The organism is Arthrobacter sp. JUb119 (assembly GCF_024807995.1).
GTDB lineage: Bacteria > Actinomycetota > Actinomycetes > Actinomycetales > Micrococcaceae > Glutamicibacter.
The window spans coordinates 216,094-231,469 of record NZ_JANUFE010000002.1 but is presented as its reverse complement, the minus strand read 5'-3'; the positions used below and the strand labels follow the sequence as shown (position 1 = coordinate 231,469).

The following is a 15,376-nucleotide window of genomic DNA, read 5'->3' as shown; positions in this document are numbered from 1 at the left end:
CCACCCCTGCTGCTACCGCGGTTCGATGCTCGCCATCGGGTCGCGGTAGCGCACTTTAACCCGGAAAAACAGACGCCTACTTACCGGTAACATCTGCTAGCCTCCACCTATGACCCGCACCACATCTCGCTCTTTTAAACGTCTTGGCCTCTGGATTTCCGGCACGCTGGTAGTCCTCTTGGCCGCATTCTTCGCTTTTGCTCCCGGCATCGTGGAAAACACCCGCAATAAGATCGAGGCCGCGGGTCTGCCAGCGGTCGGCGACGACGCCGCGGAACTGCATTCGCGCTTGCAGATTGCCGACATGCATGCCGACACCTTGATGTGGGACCGTTCGCTGCTCAAGCGCTCGGACCGCGGCCATGTCGACCTGCCGCGCATGGAAGAAGGCAATGTCGCCCTGCAGGTCTTCTCATCGGTTTCCAAGTCGCCCGTCGGCCAGAATTACGACTCCAATAGCGCCGAATCGGATAACATCACGCTGCTGGGCATTGTCCAGCTGCAACCGCCTCAGACCTGGTTCTCGCTCCTGGAGCGTTCGCGCTACCAGGCCAAGAAACTGCGCGACGACGCCGCCGCTTCGCAAGGCACCCTGCGCACCATCACCACCACCGCCGAGCTCGACCAACTGTTCAAGGACCGCAAGAGCGGCCAGCAGGTCACCGGGGGCCTCTTCTCGGTAGAGGGCCTGCATAATCTTGAGGGCGACGTCAGGAACGTGGATGTCCTGTTCAACGATGGCATGCGCATGGCCGGGTTCACGCACTTCTTCGACAACTCGGTGGCCGGCTCCAAACACGGGGTCGAGAAATCAGGGCTCACCGACCTTGGCCGTGCTGCACTCAAGCGCATGGAAGAGCTGGGGGTCATCGTCGACCTGGCGCATTCCAGCGACGCGGCTTTCAATGAAGTCCTCTCCCTGGCTATTGAACCGGTGGTTTTCAGCCACGGCGGTGTCCAAGCCACCTGCGATGTGAACCGGAACCTCACTGACGATCAGATCCAGGCCATAGCCGAGACCGGCGGCGTTATCGGAATTGGCTACTGGGACGCTGCGGTCTGCACCCTGGATGTGGATTCGGTGGTGGACGCGATGGAGCATGTCATCAAGGTCGCAGGAATCGAACACGTCGGTTTGGGCAGCGACTTCGACGGTGCAACTACCGTCGCATGGGATGCCAGCCAGATTGCTGTCATCACCCAGGAACTGATGAATCGCGGCTATTCGGATACGGAAATCGCGGCCATCATGGGCGGAAATACGTTGCGCGTATTCCGCGAGGTGCTTCCAGCGAACTAGCTCAGTTCAATCCAATAGCGTCGCAGGTCCTCAGTGGAGCCGAAGCGGGGCCCGATTTCGGCAACCGGAGTGACGCGTTCGAGGACTCCGCCGCAAGCTTCGATGGTTCGCGCCGAAGCAGTATTGGAGTCGTTGCAGGTAAGCAGGACCCGCGGCAGGCCAAGGCTGCGGGCTTGTTCCAGGGATCCGGCGAGCGCGGTTCTGGCCAGGCGATTGCCACGGGCGCTCGGGCGTATGCCGTAGCCGATGTGCCCGCCGACTTCGCGAAGGAAATCATTGCCCAGCTCGTGACGCAAGCTGACCGCGCCCAAGTACTCATCGTCGTGCGCTAGCCACAGGGTGCTTTGCGCAACGAAGCCTTCCGGTGGCGTGAAGTGCGGCTTTTCCAGATCCTTGAGCAGCTGGACCCACTGCGCGAAGTCTTCTGCGTTGCGCAGATCCCAACCGTATTTGGCAGCGTAGAAGACCGAGGCCCCGTCCTGCTCCGCCCCCGCCCATTCGGTTGTGCTCCGCATGAAGGAAGCATGCAGTGCGGCAGAAGGTTCAATCAGTCCAATCCCGGTCATGGAGCAAGTCTAAGCTCATGCCGGTGGCATTCACGCATGCCACAGCGGAGTTGAAGGCAGGAAGCGTCAACTGGCGAAATAGCCACCGGGCCGAGGGTCCAGTGCCCATTGCAGCGCCCGTTCGTGCAGCGGCGGGAGTTCTGGCCGGTCAGCCAGTTCGAAGTACCCCACTTCCAAATTCTCGTCATCGTTGACCGTCGCCGTGCCGGAAAGGTGCCGAGCCTTGAAAACTACATCCAGGTACTGCGCGTGATCGCCATTGGGGTACATCGTGGGAGCTGTCACCCCGACCCCCAACAGGTCCGTGATTTCGCATTCGACGCCGGTTTCTTCCAGCACTTCGCGGTGTGCTGTATGCGAAGGCTCTTCGCCTGGATCGATAATTCCTGCCGGCAGGGTCCATTTGCCATTGTCGGCACGTCGCACCAACAGCACCCGGCTGTCGTGGAGGACAACGATTTTCACCCCGGAGAGCCATAGCAGTTCATGACCGATGCGTTCTCGAAGATGGGTTACGAATTCTGGAGTTGCCATGATTTCATCGTGCCATAAGCAGCACTGCTAAAGACCCAATGAGCATGAAGGGGCCGAAAGGGACCGCTGATTTCAGCGTCAATTTCCGCACGGCCACGCCCCCGATAACCCAGCCGGTGGCCAGCAGGAAGGCAAGCAAGGTCGCGAAGAACAAACTGGGCAAGGAATAGTATCCGAGATTCATCCCCAGCACGCCGGCCAGCTTCACATCGCCCATGCCCATTGCCCCAGCGGAAATCAGCGCGAGGAGCAGATAGCCTCCGCCAAGCAGCAGCAACCCCAAAAGGCTCATCAGCAGCCCATGCCCATCAGAACGGAAGATCCCCAGCGGCGCGATCACCACGATGCTGGCCGCCAACCAGTAAGCCAGTAGCCGGTTGGGCAAACGATGCGTCGCCATGTCTTCCTTGGACAGGAGGAACCCGAAACCAAGAAAGCAGGCTAGCTGGAGGAGAACCAGCGCTGCGGTGGTCGGGCTTTCCTGTGCCACGTTCCAAATTTCTGACATGCATAGAGCATAGGCACCTCATTGGATCTTCGGCAGAGGGGTCTTCCTCTTGTGAATAATTCAGCCGCTTCTACAATTGGAGTATGGACGTTCCAGCAGTTCCAGTTCTTTTCCCCGGGCAATCCGCCCCTGAGTCGGCGGCCCGTCGTCGTTTCCGTGCCTTGGCCCGGTCCGCCCCATGGCTGAGCACCTCCTTGCAGTTCCAGGTCCAGGTCCCGGAGCATTACGCCAAACCGGACGAAGGCCTGGAAGGCCAGCTGACCGCCATCCTCCGCCAGCGAGAAGCCATAGCCGTGCGCTCGGCCGAGGGGCAACTGGTGTACCAAAAGGAGAAGTTCACCGCAGACCGGAGCCGAGGCTACGTCGCAGCCACCAATTCCTCATGGAAGCTGCCGGCCTCGCTGACCTCCCCGGTTTATACCTCAGACCACCTGATCTTGCGCCGTCCACAAATTTCTGGCTTCAATGGGTTGCTGCCCTTGGAGCATTGGGAACCAATGCTCGATCCGGTGGAACTTGCCGGCACCGAGCCTGCCGCCCATGATCTCGCTTTCGACCACCCCACCTACATTCACGAGCTCGCAGAGATCACCCATGGCAACCGGCCTGCTCTAGCCGCCGTTCTCACTGCGGGGCACAACTACCAGCCCGCGCTGGCCAACTGTCCTCTCGTTCCCGCCGGGACACGAACCCTCGTGGTACTGGATCTGGCAACAGGCGTCTGCCTGAGCCGCCGGGTGCTCTCCGCCCAGGCCGGGATGCCTGTGGCCCCGGAGTTGTCGCTTCAGGTCCTGGCCCAGAACGAGTACTACATCGATTCCTTGTTCACCGCCCCAGCTCCCACGCTTACCGACGTGCGGGCGCCGATTCCGTGGGAGCTGCGCAGCGAGCGCCAATCCTAGGACAAGGTGGGCGAATCGAGCAGGTTGGTGACTAGCGCGGCGATAGCAGAGCGCTCGGAACGGGTCAGGGTCACATGCCCGAAGAGGGCATGTCCCTTGAGCTGTTCCACGACCGCGGCGACACCGTCGTAGCGGCCTACATGCAAGTTATCGCGCTGAGCCACGTCATGGGTGAGCACCACCTTGGAATTCTGCCCGATGCGCGATAGCACCGTGAGCAGAACATTGCGTTCCAGCGACTGGGCTTCATCAACAATGACGAAGGAATCATGCAGCGAACGCCCGCGGATGTGGGTCAGCGGCAGGACTTCAAGCATCCCGCGTTCGACCACTTCATCAATGGCATTCTTCGACACGATCGAGCCGAGGGTATCGAAGACCGCTTGGGCCCAAGGTCCCATCTTTTCGCCCTCGGAGCCCGGCAGGTAGCCTAGTTCCTGGCCGCCCACGGCATAGAGCGGACGGAACACGGTGATCTTGCGGTGTTCCCTGCGTTCAAGCACTGCTTCCATTCCGGCGCACAGGGCCAACGCCGATTTACCGGTTCCGGCGTTGCCGCCCAGGGAGACGATGCCCACGGATGGATCCATCAGCAGGTCCAAGGCGATGCGCTGCTCTGCACTGCGTCCATGCAATCCGAAGGCCTGCTGGTCGCCGCGCACCAGCTTCAAGGTGTTCGCATCAACCTTGCGGCCCAGGGCGCTTCCGCGCGGGGATGTGATGACGAACCCGGTGTTGATCGGTTCATCGGCGACCGCAGGGTGGTTCAGAAGCTGTTCATGTTCGTAGAGCTTGGCCATGGTCTCTTCGCCCAGTTCCAGCTGCTGTATGCCGGTCCACCCGGTCGAGGCGATCAGCTCATTGCGGTACACCTCGGCATGGATGCCCATGGCAGAGGCCTTGATGCGCATCGGCAAGTCCTTGGTGACCAGCGCAACGTCGAGGCCAGCATCCAGCAGGTGCTTGGCGACAGCCAGGATGCGTGAATCGTTATCGCCTGAGCGCATGCCCACCGGCAGGACTTCCGGGGCGATGTTGTTCAGTTCAATGCGCAGCGTTCCACCAGTTTTGGACACGGGCACCGCTTGGGCTAATCCCCCATGGCTGGCAATCAGCTCGTCCAGCACACGCAAGGCATGGCGTGCGAAGAAGCCCAGATCAGGATCCTTGCGCTTATGTTCCAGCTCGGTGACGACAGTCAGCGGGATCACGACATGGTGCTCATCGAAGTGGAACATGGCTTTCGGGTCAGAAAGCAAAACCGAAGTATCAATGACGTAGGTTCGTACACCCTGTTCGGCTGTTCGTGTCATGGCAGCGCACCCATTCTCGAATCCGGCGTGGGGACTCTCCCCACGCGTAAGTGGGGAATCCCGACACCGGATGTCCAAGGCGATTCCGGCAATTGCTCCGGCTGGCGCTGCATTTGGTCATCTAGTGAGGAACCCTTCGATCAGCTGGGTCTTGTTGCCCCGGCCTTATGATCACCATAGACCTTGAAGCGCTACCTGGGGACTACGTTCAGGTAACGATTAGCTGAACAGCTGAGCCGGGTGCACCATTCGGGGCTCAGGTGCCGAAGCGGCGCTGGCGATCAGCGAAGTCGCGCAACGCACGCAGGAAATCCACGCGGCGGAAATCCGGCCACAACGCCTCGCAGAAGTAGAACTCCGAGTAGGCGCTTTGCCACGTCAAGAAGCCGGAGAGACGCTGTTCCCCGCTGGTGCGGATCACCAAATCCGGGTCTGGCTGGCCCTTGGTGTACAGTGCCGATTCGATGTCTTCAGTGGACAGTCCGGCGGCAAGTTCCTCGACCGTGCGTCCATCCTCGGCGGCCTTGCAAAGCAGCGACTTGAAAGCATCAAGGATTTCACGACGTCCGCCGTAGCCGATGGCCACATTCACATGAACGCCTGTGCGGTTGGCGGTAACGGTTTCCAGCGCGGCAAGCTTCTGCGCCAGGTCTTCAGGCAGCAGGTCCTTGGCTCCCACCTGCTGGACCTTGACCCGGTTGGTCTCTCCCAGACGGTCCAGGGTCGTGCCGATAACTTCCAAGAGGTCGCGCAACTCGCTGGCTTCTCGATTGAGGTTGTCGGTGGAGAGCATGTACAAGGTAACCATCTGGATGTTCAGGTCCTCGCACCAATCGAGGAACTCCAGGATCTTGTCCGCACCGGCCTGGTGGCCTGCCATGGTCGGGGTGCCGGCCAGCTTGGCCCACCGGCGGTTGCCATCGACCATCACGCCAATATGGTGCGGAAGCTTGTCGGCAGGGAGGGACTTCGCCAAGCGCCGTTCGTAGTAACGGTACGCAAGGTTCGGAAGCTGCACCTTGTCCCTGCCTTTCGATAGATTCCAAAAACTCTAGGTTCTAAATCTACCGCTATTTATCGCCCAGCATGGGTATCTGCCCGCTTCACCGCGTCCACGATGGACACATTCTGCCGGGCTCAGGCACCCTTTCCGGAAGCGAACAGCGAGAACAATCCGTCCATCCCGGCTACAGGCATCTGGCAAAGCTCTTCGCGGCAAGGCTGGATCTGGACGGTCTGGGCCGCACCAGGTAGCGACGGATCGTGGCGCACATTCAATCCGAGGCTCAACGCCACCGAACGCACGCGCTTGGCTTCTGCCGAATCCCACTGCGACAGCGCAAGATACTGGACCGGGCTGGAAACTATGCACTGCACTTCCAAGGCGGTCGCTACCTGTGTTGGCGCGTCGCTGGCCAAAGCCAGGGCGTGGGCAGAAAGTACGCGGGCGCTTTCCAAATCCGCCGCATCTGCCTCGGTGTAGTCTCCCGCCGCCATGGACTGCAGGGCATGCATCGCCAGCGCCTTGGCGTAGAGCGCACCCGAGGCCGGCAGCGCATCATCAAGCACCGTGACGGCAGCAATGTTGCTGCGCTGGGCTGCGATGCGCGCATCGGCTTGGACCGCGTCACGCGGCACCCCGGTTTCCGGGTCTACGAAGTCGGCAGCGCGTCGCAGTAAGCGGCTCGCACGCTCGGCCCACTGCTTGTGCCCGGTGGCCTGGCCCAACGCCAAGAATCCCAGGGCCAGGGCGGCATAGTCCTGCAAGGTGCCTTCATTGCCGTGCTCAGCACGATTGGCGAAGCTCACGCGGGCCAGCCGTCCGGCATTTTCATCCCACTGCATCGTCCACACCGAGGTTGCTGCCTTCTCGGCGAGCGCCAAGGCTTCTGGCTGGTCCAGGAGCAGCGCGGCTTCAGACAAGGCTTCGATGGCCAGCCCGTTCCAACCGGCGATCACCTTCTCATCGCGGACCGGCATAATTCGCGAGCGGCGCAGCGTGCGCATTGCATCTCGCAGCTCATGGAGAACACCGATTTCGTTCGTTTCAGGAACCCTCAACAGCGAGAAGCAGAAGTTCTGCGGGTCCTCGGCCACCGGCGCGAAACGCAACAGCCCCTTGGGCAGCCGCTGAATCAAAGGGTCGGTGACCAGCGCGATTTCCTCGCGGCTAAAGGTGTAGTACGCGCCCTCGATCTGCTGGCCATCACGGGATGAATCGGCATCCAGGGAAGCCGCGAAGGCTGGAGCGTCCGAAGATGCGGTGAGCAGTTCCTCGCTGAGGAAGTCGATAATGCCTTGGGCGCTGCGCTGGGCGAGCCAGGCGAGATTCTGCGCGCGCTGGGCTATCTCCCCTTCGGACTTGCGGGCGAATTCCGCCGCGAGGACACTGGTGCGAGCCGCCAGTGAAAGCAGGCCGGCATTGTCGTAGAGCATCTTCTCGAAGTGCGGGACCGACCAGTTCTCATCAACGCAGTAACGGGCGAAACCACCATCAACATGATCCTGCAGACCGCCAAGGAACATCGCTTCGAGATGGGTGGCCGCTGCGGCGAAGGCCTCGGCAGCGCGGTCCGGGGTGGTGACCACTGCACGCCACAGTGTCTTCAGAGCCCAGGTCGGCGGGAATTTAGGCGCCGGGGTGAAGCCGCCTTCTGGTTTGGTGGCGGCAACCCATCGATCAAGTGCTGCGCCGAAGGCCTGCTCTGCTGGCTGCTGCGACTGCAGCGACAACAGCGAGCTCTGGCGGCTTCCGAGTTCTGCCAAATGCGCGGCGAGCATCTGGGCCTGCTCTTCCAGCGAATCGCGCTTGGTATCCCAGGCCTCGTGGACGGCGTTGAGCACTTGGCGGAAGCTCGGAGTCTTGCCACGGGGCGTCTTCGGATAGTACGTGCCGGCATGCACGGTACGCCCGTCAGGAAGGGCGAAAATCGTCATCGGCCAACCACCGGCACCGGTGAGCGCCTGGGTAGCCAGCATGTAGGTGTCGTCCACGAGCGGATGCTCTTCGCGGTCCACTTTGATAGCTACGAAGTTTTCGTTCAGCAGCGCCGCGATTTCAGGATCGTCGAAAGACTCGTGGCTCATCACGTGGCACCAATGGCAGGCAGCGTAGCCGATGGAAAGCATGACCGGTACGTCGCGCAACCGGGCCTGTTCGAAGGCTTCGTCCCCATAGGGGAACCAGTCGACAAGTTGGTGCGAATGCTGTCTGAGGTATTGGCTGGATGAGCCAGCGAGTCGTTGAGCCACGCAATCATGCTATCGCGCAGCTCACAAAGCGCCTACTGCTGTTCGTCGGTCTTCGGGTCGTGCGGCTCTTCGGATTCCTGAAGCTTGCGCTCTTCTCCCTTGGCCACCATTTCCTGCTGCTTTGCCTCGGCTTCCGAGGTGTAGCGCACGCGGCGCACTCGACGGACCATGTCGCGAATCAGGAAGATCACGGCAACCACCAAGGCTGCGGTGAAAATGAACCCAAGGAATCCTGGACCGTATTCGCTGCTGGTCTCCGTACCGACACCGAGGGTCGAGGAAGTCAGAGCCAGGGATTCGAAGATCGTATTCACGATGTAAAGACAACTCTTTTCTAGTACTGGAAAGCGCTTAGTACTATCTTAGTCCGGCAAACAGGTCGGTCTCGGGCAACTCGGTAGCTACCTTGGAGGAAATCAGCGTGTAGTCTTCCCACGGCCAGTGCTCCGCGTAGACGTGTTCCGGTACGGCGAAGAAGAAACCTTCCGGGTCGATCTGGGTTCTGTGGGCCAGCAACGCCTGATCGCGCTGCGAGAAGAAATCCGCGCAGTTGATCTGGGTGGTTGTGGTGTGTGGGGAAACCCACTTGAACATCTGGTTTTCCTCGTCCGCTTCCCACAGCGCAACGCGCTCGGTGTAGGGGGACTCGTAACCTGCTTCCAGCATCGCGTAGTGCAAGGTGCGGAAACGATCCGGTGCGAAAGCACGGTCGTAGTACAACTTGCTCACCGACCACGGCGCACCCAGTTCCGGGTACATCTGCGGATTAGCCGCGTGCTCAAAGGCAAAGGTTGAAACCTTATGGCAGTGGATGTGGTCCGGGTGGGGGTACCCGCCGTTTTCGTCATAGGTCGTGATGACGTGGGGACGGAATTCACGGATCAGCTTGATGATGCCGGCAGCAGCGATTTCTACTGGCTGCAAGGCGAAGGCGCCAAAGGGCAGCTCCGGCAGCGGATCCCCTTCCGGCAAGCCGGAGTCGACATAGCCCAGCCAGCGGTGCTTGACGCCCAGCACTGCAGCGGCCTCGGCCATCTCGGTCCGCCGGACGCCTGCCAGGTCGCGGTGCGCATGGGCGAGTTCGCCAGCGGCGGCGTTGAGAATATCCCCGCGCTCACCGCCGGTGCAGGAAACGACCATCACTTCGGCGCCAGCATCAACATAGGCAGCCATCGTTGCAGCACCCTTTGAAGATTCGTCGTCCGGGTGCGCGTGAATAGCCATGAGCCGCAGACCCTGCGAAGGAGCAATTTTCTTCACGTCGTGAATCTCCACTTATCTTCTTTCCTTATGCCACGTTTTTGGACGGCCCGAAGCTTCGAATCTGTCCGTCATCCATAACAACTCACAGCCGACCACCGGTTATTCCCCCATGCTGAAAGACGGTAAACTTGAGTAAGGAACCAACGTACGGCATTCCCAGTTCAAATGCCGCCAGGCAAGAGAGTGGTGCAAGGCAAATAATGTCTGATCCAAGCTTAACGGCTCGCTACAACAACCCCAAGAAACGCAGTCTTCCCAGGAAAACGCGTAACTGGCTAATTGCTGCCGCGCTCTCCGTCGGCGTTGCGGGGGCCGCCTATGTCGGCTTCAACAACTACAGCGCCATCAGCGCGCAGGACATCGAGTTCGAGGTCATTTCCGCAACGAAGGCCAAGGCCATTGTCGCAGTCGAATACAACACCAAGCACCGCGTGCAGTGCGATATTCGTGCGATGAACGAATCCAAGGCCATCGTCGGATACGACACCATTTTGCTTGATCCTGGAGAAGCTACCGGGCACATCACCCAACGCCTGGAGATTGACCTGCACACCGACAACCTGGCGACCACCGCTGGCGTGGAGTCCTGCTACGAGGTTCCGCAGGAATACAAGGGTTAATATTTCAGCTTCTTCATCCCCTAATAGCTGAATCTATTGGGCTTAAATCGTTTTGGCGACTACTATCGTTGAAAAGATACGTTTCGCCCCGCATCGGCGCATGGTTCTAGCTGAGTACTAGGACATGAGCCTGGCGGGGTCTTTGCTTGCATCGCCCATAACGTGTGAGCCCTCAGATCCGTACCGAATCCGACTTCGTCGACGCCACCGTTTCGGTGGCTTTCGGCTTTAGGACCACTTATCGGTCCCAAGGCCAAGCGAAGTCCTAACTGACCAAAGGAAGTACAACGTGAGCACCAACAGCAACGAACCTGTCGTTTGGCTGACTCAGGAAGCCTACGATCGGCTCCAGGACGAACTGACTTTCCTCTCAGGCCCGGGACGTGCCGAGATCGTTGCCCGTATCGAGCAGGCACGTTCGGAAGGTGACCTGAAGGAGAACGGCGGTTACCACGCCGCCCGTGAAGAGCAGGGCAAGGCCGAAGCGCGCATCCTCTACCTGAAGGATCTGCTGCGCCGCGCCGATGTAGGCGATGCTCCTGCCGATGACGGTGTTGTTGAGCCAGGCATGCTGGTTGTCGCCAATATCGCTGGCGACGAGACCACCTTCCTGTTCGGCTCCCGCGAAGTTGCCGGCGACACCGACCTCGAGGTCTACTCCGAGCAGTCCCCTATTGGCGTTGCCGTGCACGGCGCAAAGGTCGGCGACAAGCTGTCGTACTTGGCTCCAAACGGCCGCGACATCAAGGTTGAGATCATCTCTGCAAAGCCTTACCAGTCCTAGCAACTAGGCTGCTATGCAAAGTCCGAAGGCCGCCAACCCATCTGGGTTGGCGGCCTTCGGACTTTGCTGCTTATGCGCTAGGCGACTGAACCGCCGGCAGTATTGGTGATCTGCGGGTCGAAGCCTTCGGCGCGCAGGTTATTGAGCACCGTCTTGGAATGCTCATGGCCCTTGGTTTCCAGGTCGATGGTGATCGCGACATCGCCCATGGACAGCGAACCACCGATACGGGTGTGGTCCAGACGGGTGACATTCGCATCCGATTCGGCGATGATGTTGGAGATCTGCGCGAGCGAGCCGGGGCGGTCTGGAAGCATCATGCGTATGGTCAAGAAGCGGCCGGCCGCTGACAGGCCACGCTGGATCACCTTGAGCATCAGCAGCGGATCGATGTTGCCGCCAGAAAGGATTACCGCGGTGGTTGCCGGATTGATCCCGTGCGCTTCCAGCTTGTTCTCCAGCAGTGCCGCGACGCCCACCGCACCGGCTGGTTCCACCACGAGCTTGTTGCGCTCCAGGAGCACCACCAGAGCTCGTGCGAGCGTATCTTCCGATACCGTCACCACGTCATCAACCAATTCCTTGATGATCGCGAAAGGCAGCTGCCCTGGCTTGCCTACAGCGATGCCGTCGGCAATGGTGTGCACGTTATCCAGCGGGACCAACGCGTCAGCGGCCAGGGATGGCGGGTAGGCCGCGGCGTTCTCCGCCTGGACACCCACCACCTTGATCTCGCGGCCCAGTTCGCGGGCCTTGGCCTTCAGCGCGATGGCGACGCCGGCCAGCAGTCCACCGCCGCCAACACCCATCAGCACGGTGTCCACCTCAGGAAGCTGTTCGAGCAGTTCCAAGCCGATGGTGCCTTGGCCGGCAATGATGTCCGGGTGGTCGAAAGGATGCACGAAGACTGCCCCGGACTCGTCGGCAAAACGCTGCGCCTCGGCCAGCGCTTCATCCACGGTGTCACCGAAAAGCACGACTTCTGCACCATGATCACGCGTCGCGGTCAGTTTCGGCAAGGCGACGCCCCGGGGCATGTAGATGCGCGCCTTGATTCCGAGGTGGCTGGCGGCCTGGGCTACGCCCTGCGCGTGGTTGCCTGCCGACGCGGCGACCACGCCTCGGGCCTTCTCGTCGTCGCTGAGCTTGGACATGCGTACATAGGCACCGCGGACCTTGAAGGATCCGGCGCGCTGCATGTTCTCGCATTTGAGGAAAACTTCGGCGCCAACATGCTGGGACAAAACACGGGAATGCTCCACCGGGGTGCGGGCAATAACCGGTTTGAGTACTTCAGCGGCGGCTTCGATATCAGCCAGCGTAACCGGCAAAGTAGGTTCGGTGCTCATGGATTATTCCTCATCTGCTGTGGACTCAGGGTGCCGGGTTTCCGGCGAAGCTGTTGGTGCGGCGGCAGGTCCTGCAGCTGCAGCCGGCGGGTCGGCCTTCGCTGGGTCGCTCGCCTTAGGGCTCTGCGCCACTACTTGGTTTCCGTAGTGCTCAATCACGAATTGGTCGGTTTCCCAGGTTCGGCCCGACAGGTATTTCACGACCGCGTTGACCACCGCCAGCAGCGGTACGGCGAATAGCGCACCCGGAATGCCTGCAAGCATGGTGCCGCCGGCTACTGACAAGACCACTGCCAGTGGGTGCAGGCTCACTGCCTTGCCCATAATCAGTGGCTGCAGGATGTTGGACTCCGCCTGCTGGACCAGCAGCACTACGGCCAGCATGATCAATGCGTTGACCCAGCCATTGGCTACCAACGCGAGCAAAACTGCCAGGGCACCGGTAAACAGTGCACCGACGATCGGGATGAAGGAGCCGATGAAGACCAGGACGCCCAGTGGCATGGCAAGTGGCACGCCCAGGAAGAATGCACCGAATCCGATGCCGATGGCGTCGATCAGCGCAACGATCATCTGGACTCGCACATAGGTGACCAGCGAGGCCCAGCCCCGGGTCAAGGCGCCGTCCATCGCCGGGCGGGCGCGGCGCGGCAAGAGGTTCACCAGGAACAAACCGATCTTGCGCCCGTCAAGCAGCAGGAAAATCAAGGCGAAGACGGCCAGCAATGTGCCTGTCAGGATCTGCCCGATCGCGGAAGTCCAGCTGATTGCTTCACTTAGGATGTTGGTGGCATTGCCGCGAAGCTGGACGAGGGTATCGTCCAGCACCTTCTGCAGGTCGTCGTTGGTCAGCTTGAGCGGGCCATTGAACAGCCAGTCCTGGACCTGCTCGATGCCCGAAAGCGCTTGGGTCCACAGGGCGGTAAAACCGGCCGAAAGTTTTTGCCCTGCTACCGATAGCCCTGCGGTGACCAGCGCAAGGAAGCCGATGAGAGTAATGCCGACGGCCAACCCGCGAGGTACAGCAAGCTTGGAGTTCATCGTATTCACAACCGGTGAGAGCAGCCCTGCTAGCAGCGCTGCGATGAAAACCGGAATGACCAGCAAGGAGACTTTTGACAGCGCCCACACCAGCACGCCCAAGGCTGCGACGATGATCAGGAAACGCCAAGCCCACGCTGCTGCCATGCGCATGGCATACGGCATATCCTCGGCGCTTTTGAAATCCGTCAGATCTGGCCCTGGTGTGGCAGGAGTTTCCGCCGGCTGACTCGGAAGTGAAACACGAAAACGGCGTAGACGTTCCAACCGGCTCTTCTTCATGGAACCACGCTATCGCGTTTGCCAGACAGCTTCTTGATCCATGTCTCAATTGTGACAAAAACCAAGGACCAGTGCCCGATATGGGCACTGGTCCTAGAAATCTAATTCAATATGTTTATTTGCCCTTGCCGAGGGTAACCAGATTGCACAGGCTGCCTCTTATTGCTCACGCCAACTTGAAAACACGGCTCATCAGGCGCTTCGCACATGCTATCTCCGGCGGCGCATGACCGCTTCAAGGACCCTCTCCTCAGCGTCTTCACCGGGCTTGATGCCCGCGGGTACCTTGAAGAAGAAAATTGCCCCCAGTGCCCACCAAATGGCGAAGATGGCCCACGGTTCCCAGCTCAGCGAGGCCGGCATGCCGGGCATGTAGAGGCTGAAGAGCGCAGCGGTGAGCAGGACTGAAGTCCAGCCGATGATAGTCCCAGCAATTCCGTTGCCGCCAACGCGCAGCGGACGATCCATCATGGGTTCGCGCTTGCGCAGCACGAGGAAGGTGACCGAGACCAGGAAGTAGGCCACGATGATGCTTGGCGCCCCCGAATCCACGAGCCACCCCAGCATTTCAGCGCCGAAGAATGGGGCCAGCATGGAGATTCCGCCGATGAAGACCAGGGCGTTGGCTGGAGTGCGGTATTTGGGATGCAATGTGCCAAACCAGGAAGGAAGCATGCCGCTTCGGGCCAGCGAGTAGACCAGTCTGGAGGCTCCCAGCAGTAGAGAGTTCCATGAGGTCAAGATGCCGGCGATGCCACCGGCAATCAGCACCTTGGCCATCAGCTCCGAACCGAACATGGCCCCGAAGGCATCCGCCGTTGCAATGTCAGCTCCGGCCAGTTGAGCAGCTGGCATCGCTGACGCTGTGGTCAGGACAACCATGACGTACCAGATGGTGGCCAAGACTACGGAGACGACTACGAGCTTGCCAATTTGCTTGGCCGGAATATTCACTTCTTCCGCGGACTGCGGAATCACGTCGAAACCGATGAACAGGAATGGCACCGCCACCAGCACGGCGAAGAAGCCGCTGGTTCCTGGGGTGAAGAACGGTTCCATGTTCTTGGCTTCGCCGCCGGCAAAGGCTCCCACGATCATCAAGACGCCGATAACCATCAGGAAGAGCACCACGAAGGTCTGCAATACGCCAGCTTGCTTCACGCCGCGGATGTTGATCCAGGTGATCACCACCGCTGAAAGCACGCCTACCAACGCCCAGGTCAGGTTTACTTCAAAACCGGCAACAGTCCACAGGGGGATCTGGCTCATGCCCGGGAAGATGTATTCCACGGTTCGTGGCAAAGCAACCGCCTCGAAAGCCACAATCGTGACATAGCCGCCGGTAATTGCCCACGATCCGATAAAGGAAGGCCGGGCGCCCAGGGCGCGCAGGATGAAGTTATGCTCGCCACCGGCTTTGGGCATGGCCGCGGTCAGTTCGGCATACGTCAGGCCAACGACGGCCATGATGCCACCGCCAACGAGCATGGCCAGTACCGCCCCCATGGTGCCGGCGTTATCCAGCCACCCACCGGTCAGCACTACCCAGCCGAAGCCGATCATGGCACCGAACCCTAGGGCCAGGGCATCCAAGTTGCCCAGGGATTTCACCAAGCCCGGCGGCTTTCCTGATGTTTGATCGACTCTCATTGCGTTCTTTCT

Annotated in this window: 15 protein-coding genes; 4 read left to right on the top strand and 11 right to left on the bottom strand. The window is 60.3% G+C overall.

Annotation, left to right across the window (positions count from 1 at the left end; translation table 11 throughout):
* Positions 1-109: 109 nt before the first annotated feature.
* Entirely contained in the window at positions 110-1,300 is a 1,191-nt protein-coding gene (locus tag M2368_RS07110; RefSeq protein WP_498724284.1) for a dipeptidase, read from the top strand.
* Here the strand turns inward: M2368_RS07110 and M2368_RS07105 are convergent.
* From M2368_RS07105 to M2368_RS07095, 3 genes are all read right to left on the bottom strand, one after another.
* A complete protein-coding gene (locus M2368_RS07105) occupies positions 1,297-1,866 on the bottom strand; it encodes a GNAT family N-acetyltransferase (protein ID WP_332504516.1) in 570 nt (189 codons plus the stop codon). The genes M2368_RS07110 and M2368_RS07105 overlap by 4 nt on opposite strands.
* A gap of 66 nt (positions 1,867-1,932) precedes the next feature.
* The gene (locus M2368_RS07100) at positions 1,933-2,400 is read right to left on the bottom strand and encodes an NUDIX hydrolase (RefSeq protein ID WP_498724283.1); all 468 of its coding nucleotides are present in this window, start codon (positions 2,398-2,400) and stop codon (positions 1,933-1,935) included.
* Between the two features lie 4 nt (positions 2,401-2,404).
* On the bottom strand, positions 2,405-2,908 hold the full coding sequence (locus tag M2368_RS07095) for a prepilin peptidase (protein ID WP_133833082.1): 504 nt from the start codon (positions 2,906-2,908) through the stop codon (positions 2,405-2,407).
* Between the two features lie 83 nt (positions 2,909-2,991).
* Between M2368_RS07095 and M2368_RS07090 the strand changes: the two genes are divergently transcribed.
* Positions 2,992-3,810 (top strand): hypothetical protein, encoded by an 819-nt coding sequence (locus M2368_RS07090; RefSeq protein WP_133833083.1) that lies wholly within the window; start codon positions 2,992-2,994, stop codon positions 3,808-3,810.
* Here the strand turns inward: M2368_RS07090 and phoH2 are convergent.
* The 5 genes from phoH2 to mca form a co-directional block, all read right to left on the bottom strand.
* Positions 3,807-5,123: an RNA 5'-3' helicase PhoH2 gene (phoH2, locus tag M2368_RS07085; protein ID WP_105657452.1), complete on the bottom strand. Its 1,317-nt coding sequence runs from the start codon at positions 5,121-5,123 to the stop codon at positions 3,807-3,809. The two genes, M2368_RS07090 and phoH2, sit on opposite strands and share 4 nt — an antisense overlap.
* Positions 5,124-5,379: 256 nt before the next feature.
* Complete coding sequence (locus tag M2368_RS07080; RefSeq protein ID WP_105661709.1) at positions 5,380-6,141, bottom strand: isoprenyl transferase; 762 nt, start codon at positions 6,139-6,141, stop codon at positions 5,380-5,382.
* Between the two features lie 119 nt (positions 6,142-6,260).
* Complete coding sequence (locus M2368_RS07075) at positions 6,261-8,375, bottom strand: thioredoxin domain-containing protein (RefSeq protein WP_498724282.1); 2,115 nt, start codon at positions 8,373-8,375, stop codon at positions 6,261-6,263.
* A 32-nt stretch (positions 8,376-8,407) separates the two neighbouring features.
* The gene (locus M2368_RS07070; RefSeq protein ID WP_105657449.1) at positions 8,408-8,689 is read right to left on the bottom strand and encodes a hypothetical protein; all 282 of its coding nucleotides are present in this window, start codon (positions 8,687-8,689) and stop codon (positions 8,408-8,410) included.
* A 43-nt stretch (positions 8,690-8,732) separates the two neighbouring features.
* Positions 8,733-9,599 carry a mycothiol conjugate amidase Mca gene (gene mca, locus M2368_RS07065; protein ID WP_105657493.1) on the bottom strand — a complete coding sequence of 289 codons (867 nt, stop codon included), beginning with the start codon at positions 9,597-9,599 and terminating at the stop codon, positions 8,733-8,735.
* A 239-nt stretch (positions 9,600-9,838) separates the two neighbouring features.
* On the opposite strand from mca, the gene M2368_RS07060 reads away from it, so the two are divergent.
* Complete coding sequence (locus M2368_RS07060; RefSeq protein WP_105657448.1) at positions 9,839-10,258, top strand: DUF4307 domain-containing protein; 420 nt, start codon at positions 9,839-9,841, stop codon at positions 10,256-10,258.
* A gap of 289 nt (positions 10,259-10,547) precedes the next feature.
* Positions 10,548-11,042: a transcription elongation factor GreA gene (gene greA, locus M2368_RS07055; RefSeq protein ID WP_105657447.1), complete on the top strand. Its 495-nt coding sequence runs from the start codon at positions 10,548-10,550 to the stop codon at positions 11,040-11,042.
* A 77-nt stretch (positions 11,043-11,119) separates the two neighbouring features.
* On the opposite strand, the gene ilvA is transcribed toward greA, so the two are convergent.
* The 3 genes from ilvA to M2368_RS07040 all read right to left on the bottom strand — a co-directional run bounded on the left by ilvA (position 11,120) and on the right by M2368_RS07040 (position 15,364).
* Positions 11,120-12,391 (bottom strand): threonine ammonia-lyase, encoded by a 1,272-nt coding sequence (gene ilvA, locus M2368_RS07050; RefSeq protein WP_105657446.1) that lies wholly within the window; start codon positions 12,389-12,391, stop codon positions 11,120-11,122.
* A gap of 3 nt (positions 12,392-12,394) precedes the next feature.
* Entirely contained in the window at positions 12,395-13,579 is a 1,185-nt protein-coding gene (locus tag M2368_RS07045) for an AI-2E family transporter (RefSeq protein WP_498724281.1), read from the bottom strand.
* Positions 13,580-13,924: 345 nt separating this feature from the next.
* Positions 13,925-15,364 (bottom strand): APC family permease, encoded by a 1,440-nt coding sequence (locus tag M2368_RS07040; protein ID WP_498724280.1) that lies wholly within the window; start codon positions 15,362-15,364, stop codon positions 13,925-13,927.
* Positions 15,365-15,376: the final 12 nt, after the last annotated feature.

What these genes read in the sequence shown, in the direction of transcription:
- M2368_RS07105 (WP_332504516.1), bottom strand. Translation starts at nt 1,866, where the DNA reads ATGACCGGGATTGGACTGATTGAACCTTCTGCCGCACTGCATGCTTCC.
- M2368_RS07095 (WP_133833082.1), bottom strand. Translation starts at nt 2,908, where the DNA reads ATGTCAGAAATTTGGAACGTGGCACAGGAAAGCCCGACCACCGCAGCG.
- ilvA (WP_105657446.1), bottom strand. Translation starts at nt 12,391, where the DNA reads ATGAGCACCGAACCTACTTTGCCGGTTACGCTGGCTGATATCGAAGCC.
- phoH2 (WP_105657452.1), bottom strand. Translation starts at nt 5,123, where the DNA reads ATGACACGAACAGCCGAACAGGGTGTACGAACCTACGTCATTGATACT.
- M2368_RS07060 (WP_105657448.1), top strand. Translation starts at nt 9,839, where the DNA reads ATGTCTGATCCAAGCTTAACGGCTCGCTACAACAACCCCAAGAAACGC.
- mca (WP_105657493.1), bottom strand. Translation starts at nt 9,599, where the DNA reads ATGGCTATTCACGCGCACCCGGACGACGAATCTTCAAAGGGTGCTGCA.
- M2368_RS07100 (WP_498724283.1), bottom strand. Translation starts at nt 2,400, where the DNA reads ATGGCAACTCCAGAATTCGTAACCCATCTTCGAGAACGCATCGGTCAT.
- M2368_RS07110 (WP_498724284.1), top strand. Translation starts at nt 110, where the DNA reads ATGACCCGCACCACATCTCGCTCTTTTAAACGTCTTGGCCTCTGGATT.
- M2368_RS07090 (WP_133833083.1), top strand. Translation starts at nt 2,992, where the DNA reads ATGGACGTTCCAGCAGTTCCAGTTCTTTTCCCCGGGCAATCCGCCCCT.
- M2368_RS07040 (WP_498724280.1), bottom strand. Translation starts at nt 15,364, where the DNA reads ATGAGAGTCGATCAAACATCAGGAAAGCCGCCGGGCTTGGTGAAATCC.
- M2368_RS07045 (WP_498724281.1), bottom strand. Translation starts at nt 13,579, where the DNA reads ATGGCAGCAGCGTGGGCTTGGCGTTTCCTGATCATCGTCGCAGCCTTG.